Source organism: Micromonospora sp. C97, from assembly GCF_018070385.1.
GTDB lineage: Bacteria > Actinomycetota > Actinomycetes > Mycobacteriales > Micromonosporaceae > Micromonospora > Micromonospora parva.
In genome coordinates this window covers 210778-218785 of record NZ_JAGPXU010000009.1, presented here as the reverse complement: position 1 = coordinate 218785, position 8008 = coordinate 210778, and the positions used below count along the sequence as shown (strand labels likewise).

Here is an 8008-nt window from a genome sequence, read left to right as displayed (position 1 = left end):
GCCGGTGAATCACCGGCACCCCGCTCGACTCCCGGGAGGTTTACGACCGGGACTTGTCCTGCTTCCAGGACAGCGGACCCGGCAGGTCGACGCGGTGCGCACGCGCCTTGGAGTTCCAGGACCAGCGACCGATCTTGATGCTCCACGAGGAGAAGCCGTTCTCGGTGAAGTTCAGGATGATCGGACCGTACTTCTTGCGCTTGCGAAACATGAGGCCCATCGGAGGTCTCCCCTCGTCACCGTTCCCTGCCGTGTCGAGATCGAACATGCCCGAACCGACAACTTTTGAAACCCTCTCGGTGTCCGTCCTGGACGGTGCTCGTCCGACACCGGTATCCCTATCAAACAGATAGGTGTTGCGGAACGGTAAACGCTGCCAGAAGGGCTCCGTAACATCGGCGGCGATAGAAGTCTCATCTTCTGGAAGGCCGTTGACCGCTCGATCCGACGCCCGGCAGCATGGGGTCATGTCGCAGCGGGATGAGCTTCTCCTCACCGCTCGTGTGCACATCGACCTGGTCCGGCACGCGAGCGCGCTCTGTTGAGCTGACCGGTTCAGCCGGCTCGGCTCCAGCGCCGCACTCCCACCGCCCGCCCGCTCAACGCGGAGCAGCGTGCGTGCCCGTACGCCCCCATCCGGGCGTCCCCACTCCCATCGTGGACAGATCAGGAGACTCCTCATGTCCCCACCCCGTCATGCCGTTCGGCGTACCCTCGCCACCGCTGCCGCGCTGGTCGTGCTCGCCGCCACCGCCGGATGCGGCGGTGCCGCCACCGCCAGCGGCGACCAGGTCAGCGAGCTGCGCTACCAGGGCTCCGTCGGCCAGGTCACCCTCCCCGAACTCGCCGCCGACCTCGGCTATCTCGGCGACGTCACGCTCACCTGGATCGGCAACGTCACCGGCGGTCCGCAGGACATCCAGGCCACCGCCACCGGGCAGAGCGACTTCGGCGGCGCGTTCAACGGCGCCATCGTCAAGCTCGCCGCCGCCAACGCCCCGATCACCGCGGTGGTCAGCTACTACGGTTCGGACGCGCAGACCTTCCAGGGCTACTACGTGCTCGACGGCAGCCCGATCCGCGGGCCCCGCGACCTGATCGGCAAGAAGGTCGGCATGAACACCCTCGGCGCGCACGCCGAGGCCGTGCTCAAGACCTGGCTCGCTCGCGGCGGTCTCACCCCCGCCGAGATCAGGCAGGTCGAGCTGGTCGCGCTGCCACCGGTCAACACCGAGCAGTCGCTGCGACAGCAACAGATCGACGTCGCGGTGCTCGGTGGGGTGATCCGGGACAAGGCGGTCGCCAGTGGCGGCATCCGCACCATCGTCACCGACTACGAACTGCTCGGCGCGTTCAGCGGCGGCACCTACGTCTTCCGCGACGACTTCATCAAGCGCAACCCGGAGACCGTCAAGGCGTTCGTCACCGGGGTCGGCAAGGCCATCGAGTGGGCGCGCACCCAACCCCGGGAGACCGTTGTCGCCCGGATGCGGGACATCATCGGCAAGCGGGGTCGCAACGAGGACCCGTCGCTGGTCGCGTACTGGAAGAGCAGCGGCGTCGCCGGCCGGGGCGGGGTGATCGACGAGCAGGAGTTCGGCACCTGGATCGACTGGCTCGCCGCCGAGGGCGAGCTCAGGGGCGACCGTCCGAAGCCCGCCGACCTCTACACCAACCGGTTCAACCCCTTCGTGGACGGTGGCAGCGCGTGAACACCGACAAGATCCTCTTTGACCGGGTGAGCAAGACCTTCGGCGTCCGCGGCGGCCGGCGTGGCGCGGCCGGCGCGGTCACCGCACTCGACGAGGTCACCCTCGGGGTACGCCCGGGCGAGTTCCTGGTCGTCGTCGGCCCCAGCGGCTGCGGCAAGTCCACCCTGCTCGACCTGCTCGGCGGGCTCACCGAACCGACCGGTGGGCGGGTGCTCGTCGACGGCCGGCCGGTCACCGGCCCCGGCCTGGACCGGGGCATCGTCTTCCAGCAGTACGCGCTGCTGCCCTGGCGCACCGCCGCCGGCAACGTCGCGTTCGGTCTCGAAGCCAAGGGGGTGCCCCGGGGCGAACGGGCCGCCCTGATCGAGCACCACCTCGACCTGGTGGGCCTGCGCGGGTTCGCCGACCGCTACCCGCACGAGCTGTCCGGCGGGATGAAGCAGCGGGTGGCCATCGCCCGCAGCCTCGCGTACGACCCGGACGTGCTGCTGATGGACGAGCCGTTCGCCGCCCTGGACGCGCAGACCCGCGACTCGTTGCAGGACGAGCTGGTGCGGATCTGGGCCCGCACCGGCAAGACCGTCGTGTTCATCACCCACGGCATCGACGAGGCCGTCTACCTGGGACAGCGGGTGGCGGTGCTGACGTCCCGGCCCGGTCGGCTCAAACAGGTCATCGACATCGACCTCGGCGACCGGGACGCGGCCGAGGACGTCCGCTCCACCGACGCGTTCCGCCACCACCGGCACCAGATCTGGACCCTGCTGCGCGACGAGGTGCGCGCCGCCCAGGCCGCCGAAGGCGCCACCGGCAGCCGCACCGCCCACCCCGGAGCAGGTGGTGGTCGTACTTCCGTCGTCGCCGGAGCCGACGCGCGGCGCGCGGCGCCGGCGGCGGCCCACACCGAGGAGGCCCGCGTTGGTTGACATCGCCGAACGTCCCACCCGGCTGGCGGCCCCGACGACCGCGCCCGACGCGGTGGCCGCCCCCGGATCCGGTGCCCGCGGCCCCGCCGGCCGGCTGCTCGGCCTCGGCGGCAGGGTGCTGCACCGCGGTGTCGCGATCGTCGCGCTGGCCGCGATCTGGGAGAGCGCGCCGCGGCTCGGGCTGGTGGACCGGGTCTTCCTGCCCCCGCTGTCGGAGGTGCTGGTGGCCTGGTGGGAGTTGCTGCGCAGCGGGCAGCTCGCCGAGCACGTGGGCGCGAGCCTGACCCGGTCGCTGGCCGGGCTCGGCCTGGCGGTGCTCACCGCCATCCCGCTCGGGTTGCTGATCGGCTGGTACCGGCCGCTCGCCGAGCTGCTCAGCCCGCTGCTGGAGGTGTTCCGCAACACCGCGGCGCTGGCCCTGCTGCCGGTGTTCGTGCTCATCCTCGGCTTGGGGGAGACCTCCAAGATCGCCCTGGTGCTGTACGCGTGCTCCTGGCCGATCCTGCTCAACACCATCGCCGGGGTGAAGGGCGTCGACCCGCTGCTGATCCGGTCGGCCCGCTCGATGGGGCTCAACCACCTGCGGCTGTTCCAGAAGGTGATCCTGCCGGCCGCGGTGCCGACCATCTTCACCGGCGTCCGGCTGGCCGGGGCGTACTCGATCCTGGTGCTGGTCGCGGCCGAGATGGTCGGCGCGAAGGCGGGGCTCGGCTACCTCATCAACTACGCGCAGTACAACTTCGCGATCGCCGACATGTACTCGGGGATCATCACGATCTCCGCCATCGGTCTGGTCGTCAACCAACTCCTCGTCGCCCTCGAACGTCGCTTCTCCACCTGGCGCGTCGACGTCACTGCCGGATAGGACGGACACCAATGACCCGCACCCTGCACCTCAACGCGTTCCTGATGGGCGTCGGCCACCACGAGGCGGCCTGGCGGCACCCCCGCACCGACCCGCGTCGGGTCACCGACGTGCGGCACTTCCAGGAGCTGGCCCGGATCGCCGAACGCGGCACCCTCGACTCGCTCTTCCTCGCCGACGGTCTCTCGGTCGGGCCGAACCCCCGCCACAACATCCAGGCCGTCTTCGAGCCGCTGACCCTGCTCGCGTCGCTCGCCGCGGTGACCGAACACATCGGCCTCATCGCCACGGTCTCCACCACCTACAACGAGCCGTTCCACACCGCCCGCAAGTTCGCCTCGCTGGATCACCTCAGCGGCGGCCGGGCCGGCTGGAACATCGTCACCTCCGCCCAGGAGCGGGAGGCGGTCAACTTCAACCGGGACAGCCACCCCGCGCACGCCGACCGGTACCGGCGGGCCGCCGAGTTCGTCGACGTGGCGATCAAGCTCTGGGACAGCTGGGAGGACGACGCGCTGGTCTTCGACACCACGGCCGGGGTGTTCGCCGACACCGACCGGGTGCACGAGGTGGCGCACCGGGGACCGGAGTTCCAGGTCCGTGGCCCGCTCAACATCCCCCGCCCGCCGCAGGGCCGGCCGCTGCTGGTGCAGGCCGGGTCGTCGCCGGACGGCATCGCCTTCGCCGCCCGCTACGCCGAGGCGGTCTTCACCGCCCAGCAGACCCTCGCCGACGGGCAGCGCTTCTACGCCGAGCTGCGCCGGCAGGTCACCGCCGCCGGCCGGGACCCGGACCTGGTGAAGATCCTGCCCGGCATCGCGCCGGTGATCGGCGGCACCGAGGCCGAGGCGCGGGCGCTCGCCGCCGAGCTGGAGGAGCTGATCGTCCCCGAGTACGCCCTCGCGCAGCTCTCCGGGATGCTCGGCATCGACCTGACCGGCCTGCCGCTGGACGGGCCGCTGCCGGAGCTGCCGGACTCCGGCACCGTGCAGGCCCACCAGAGCCGCTACCAACTCGTCACCGACCTGGCCCGCCGGGAGAAGCTCACCGTCCGGCAGCTGATCGGCCGGCTCGGTGGCGGTCGGGGTCACCGGGTCGTCGCCGGCACACCGGAGCAGATCGCCGACCAGATCGAGCTGTGGTTCACCCGGGGCGCCGCCGACGGGTTCAACATCATGCCGCCGCACCTGCCCGGCGGGCTCGCCGACTTCGTCGACCACGTGGTGCCGGTGCTGCGCTCCCGAGGGCTGTTCCGCACCGAGTACACCGGTCGGACGCTGCGCGAGCACTACGGGCTGCCCCGACCGGCCAGCGCGTACGCCGCGTCCGCCCTGGTGTCGGCGTGACCACCGTGGAGCGACCCTCGGCGGGCACCGTCGAGCTGCGACCGGTCAACGGGGACCTGTTCCGCGCGCTGCTGCGCCGGCAGGCCACCAGCGTCACGGTGGTCACCGCCGTCGCCCGCGGCACCGAGCCGGCCTGCCTGGGTGGGATCGGCGCGCCGATCCGGGCGGGGTTCACCGCCACCTCGTTCACGTCGGTGTCGCTGGACCCGCCGCTCGTCTCGTTCTGCCTCGGGACGGCGTCGTCGAGTTGGCCGGTGGTGGCCCGCGCCGAGCACGTCGCCGTGCACCTGCTCGCGGCCGGGCAGCGGGAGGCCGCCACGGTCTTCGCCACCAGCGGCATCGACCGGTTCGCCGCGTACCCGCACTGGACGTCGGGACCGTTCGGGGTTCCGCTGCTCGGCGGCGTGCTGGCCCGGCTGCTCTGCCGGGTGGTGCACCGGGTTCCGGCCGGCGACCACTCGCTGGTGATCGCCGAGCCGCTGGCGCTCGGCGACGGCGGCGACGGCGCGCCGCTGGTGCACCACCGGGGTGGCTACACCACCGCCGGTTCGCCGACGTGACGGCACCGACCGCGCCGGACCTGCTCGCGCTGGACCGGGCCGCCCAGGACCTGCTGTTCCGGGCGGCCCGCACGGCGAACACGTTCACCGACGAGCCGGTCACCGACGCCCAGGTCGCGGCGATCCACGACCTGATCCGGTACGGGCCGACCGCGTACAACGGCCAGCCGCTGCGGGTGCTGCTGCTGCGCTCGCCGGATTCCCGGGCCCGGCTGCTGCCGCACCTGTCCAGTGGCAACCGGGTCGCGACGGCCCGCGCCCCGCTGACCGCGATCCTCGCCGCCGACGTGGAGTTCCACCGGCGGCTGCCCGAGCTGTACCCGCACCGCCCGCAGGCCCGGGACTGGCTGGCGGACCGGGCGGCCCGGGTGGAGCAGGCCCGGTTCAACGCCACCCTGCAGATCGGCTATCTGATCGTCGGTGTCCGCGCGGCGGGGCTCGCCGCCGGCCCGATGGCGGGCTTCGACGTCGCGGGCGTGCAGCGGGAGTTCTTCCCCGACGGTCGGCACGAGGTGTTGCTGCTGCTCAACCTCGGGCACCCCAGTGTCGGGGACTCGCCCGACCGCCTGCCCCGGCTGGACACCGGGGAGGTGATCCGCACCCTCGACGACTGAGCGGAAGAACCACCCGCCCCCGGTGCCGGCGCCACGCCGGCACCGGGGGCGGGTGGTTCGTGGGTCAGGACCCCTTGACCCAGTCCACGGTGAAGCGGGCGAAGAAGATCCCGCCGGTGTTGCCCACCTCGTACAGGTTGCCGACCGTGCCGTCGTTCAGCACCGCCATCGTGGAGTAGCCCGCCCCGCCCGGCTTGACCAGCGCTCGGGCGGGCCAGCTGGCGCCGTCGTCGGTGGAAAGCCGGACGGTGAGGTCGTTGCGCGCGGCCGGGGCCGCGTTGTTGCTGAACAGGGCGGTGCGGGTACGCACCGGTGCGCCGTTCGCGCCCACCTCCGACGGGCGCAGGTAGGAGATCTCGTCGGCGTTGCAGAGCGGGTCGGTCAGCAGGGCGCTGGCGGTGGCCGGGCCGAACGTCACAGCGCCGTCGGTGGACGTGGAGTAGAACCGGCTACGGGTGCTGTTGTGCCGCATGTTCTGCACGATCGCCCCGGTGCCGCGCTCGACCGCCTTGCTCTCGTTGATGTTCCCGCCGGCGGGTCCGCCGCGTCGCCACGTCACGCCGTTGTCGTCGCTGTAGACGTTGGCGGTCTGGGTGAGACCCGCCCCGTCCCGGTAGACGAACGGCTGGATCAGGCGGCCCGTGCTGGTCTGGATGCCGTGCCCGGAGGAGAAGAACGCCTGCTGCCAGCTCGCGACCTTGATCGTCGGGTTCAGCTCGACCGGGGCGCTCCAGGTGGCGCCGTTGTCCCGGCTGGTGATGTATTGCAGGTGCAGGCTGTTCGGGTCGTTGGCCGTGTTGAGGCCGGACGAGCCGGACCAGAAGCTGATGCCCGGCCGGGGGGAGTACGTGAAGAAGCAGTAGACGGTGCCGGTCCGGCGGTCCACCAGCAGGCTCGGGTCGCCCGCTCCCTCGCTGGTGGTGGCGGGCGCGTGGATGACGCGCGGCTGGTCGAAGGTCCGGCCGCCGTCGGTGCTGCGGGTCATCGCGATCTGGATGTTGTTGGTGCCGCCGCCGAGGTCGTACGAGCCGTTGATCCGGGCGTCGGCGACGGCGATGACGGTGCCGTTGTTGGTGACGGCCATGCCCGGGATGCGGACCGAGGCCGAGGTGCCGTCGTAGCGGCCGTTCGGGCCGTTGAGGTTGCGGATGACGCTCTGGGTGGTCAGCACCGCAGTGGTGTTCATCTGCGGGGTGCCGGCGCTCAGGCCGCACCCGGCGGTGCCCCGCAGTGTGGTGTCGAAACCGGGGGCGGTGACCCGCAGGGTGTACGCGGTGCCGGCGCCGACGGTCCAGTAGTGCAGGTAGTTGCCGCCGGCGGCGATGGTGCGGGTCCACGGGGACCCGGTGCGACCGGGCCAGGTGACGGTGAAGTCCCGGGCCGTCGTGGTGCGGTTCTCCAGCGCGAGCTGGAGTCGCCCGGCGGTGCAGTCGTAGCTGGTGAGCGCGGACATGCCGGTGCCGCAGTGGAAGATGCCGGCGGAGGTGTCGTCCAGGCCGGTCGGGGTGGTGGTCCGCAGGGTGTACGCGGTGCCGGCCGGGAGGGTCCAGTACAGCTCGCTGCTGCTGCTGCCGGCGGCGACTGTCCGGGTCCAGGGGGAGTTGGTGCGGCCCGGCCAGGTGACGGTGAAGGTCTGCGCGGTGGTGCTGCCGTTGGTGAGCCGGAGGTTGAGCCGGCCGGTCGTGCAGTCGGCGCTGGCGGTCGCGCTCACGCCGGCGGGGGCGGCGTGGGCTGGCGTGGCGGGCAGGATCGCGGCCACGCCGAGGACGGCGGCCACGACCGCGATCACTCGGCGCGGTAGTGCTCGGACAGGAGACACAGGACTCCTTCGGGGGACGGGGGTGTGGGCGGGGGAAGACAAGGCATAAGACGTCGGATATCTGATGTCGGGACGCTAGCCGGACGCCGCACCGGTCGTCAATAGATCGACGTGGGGCGGCGGGCGCCGACCTGTTCGTCCGTCGTGGACGGTGCGGTCAGGACGT

At 71.9% G+C, this 8008-nt stretch carries 9 protein-coding genes; 7 read left to right on the top strand and 2 right to left on the bottom strand.

The window, feature by feature from the left end:
- Positions 1-40 precede the first annotated feature (40 nt).
- A complete protein-coding gene (locus tag KBX26_RS15600) occupies positions 41-220 on the bottom strand; it encodes a DUF4236 domain-containing protein (protein ID WP_030333600.1) in 180 nt (59 codons plus the stop codon).
- 247 nt (positions 221-467) lie between these two features.
- Here KBX26_RS15600 and KBX26_RS33235 point away from each other — a divergent pair, with 247 nt between their 5' ends.
- From KBX26_RS33235 to KBX26_RS15570, 7 genes are all read left to right on the top strand, one after another.
- Positions 468-545: a putative leader peptide gene (locus KBX26_RS33235; protein WP_357592331.1), complete on the top strand. Its 78-nt coding sequence runs from the start codon at positions 468-470 to the stop codon at positions 543-545.
- Positions 546-680: 135 nt separating this feature from the next.
- Positions 681-1712 carry an ABC transporter substrate-binding protein gene (locus KBX26_RS15595; RefSeq protein ID WP_210865741.1) on the top strand — a complete coding sequence of 344 codons (1032 nt, stop codon included), beginning with the start codon at positions 681-683 and terminating at the stop codon, positions 1710-1712.
- Entirely contained in the window at positions 1709-2638 is a 930-nt protein-coding gene (locus KBX26_RS15590) for an ABC transporter ATP-binding protein (RefSeq protein WP_036411787.1), read from the top strand. The genes KBX26_RS15595 and KBX26_RS15590 overlap by 4 nt, the downstream gene beginning before the upstream one ends.
- Positions 2631-3503, top strand: coding sequence for an ABC transporter permease (locus KBX26_RS15585; RefSeq protein ID WP_030333607.1), 873 nt, complete (start codon positions 2631-2633; stop codon positions 3501-3503). Before KBX26_RS15590 ends, KBX26_RS15585 begins: the two co-directional genes overlap by 8 nt.
- Before the next feature lie 11 nt (positions 3504-3514).
- Entirely contained in the window at positions 3515-4849 is a 1335-nt protein-coding gene (locus KBX26_RS15580; protein ID WP_210865740.1) for an LLM class flavin-dependent oxidoreductase, read from the top strand.
- Positions 4846-5409: a flavin reductase family protein gene (locus KBX26_RS15575; protein ID WP_030333611.1), complete on the top strand. Its 564-nt coding sequence runs from the start codon at positions 4846-4848 to the stop codon at positions 5407-5409. The genes KBX26_RS15580 and KBX26_RS15575 overlap by 4 nt, the downstream gene beginning before the upstream one ends.
- The gene (locus KBX26_RS15570) at positions 5406-6023 is read left to right on the top strand and encodes a malonic semialdehyde reductase (RefSeq protein WP_030333612.1); all 618 of its coding nucleotides are present in this window, start codon (positions 5406-5408) and stop codon (positions 6021-6023) included. The genes KBX26_RS15575 and KBX26_RS15570 overlap by 4 nt, the downstream gene beginning before the upstream one ends.
- A gap of 64 nt (positions 6024-6087) precedes the next feature.
- Here KBX26_RS15570 and KBX26_RS15565 read toward each other — a convergent pair whose 3' ends face one another.
- Complete coding sequence (locus tag KBX26_RS15565) at positions 6088-7842, bottom strand: exo-alpha-sialidase (RefSeq protein WP_156057629.1); 1755 nt, start codon at positions 7840-7842, stop codon at positions 6088-6090.
- Positions 7843-8008: the final 166 nt, after the last annotated feature.

Coding starts and splice junctions, on each gene's coding strand:
- KBX26_RS15600 (WP_030333600.1), bottom strand. CDS start 220: ATGGGCCTCATGTTTCGCAAGCGCAAGAAGTACGGTCCGATCATCCTG.
- KBX26_RS33235 (WP_357592331.1), top strand. CDS start 468: ATGTCGCAGCGGGATGAGCTTCTCCTCACCGCTCGTGTGCACATCGAC.
- KBX26_RS15595 (WP_210865741.1), top strand. CDS start 681: ATGTCCCCACCCCGTCATGCCGTTCGGCGTACCCTCGCCACCGCTGCC.
- KBX26_RS15580 (WP_210865740.1), top strand. CDS start 3,515: ATGACCCGCACCCTGCACCTCAACGCGTTCCTGATGGGCGTCGGCCAC.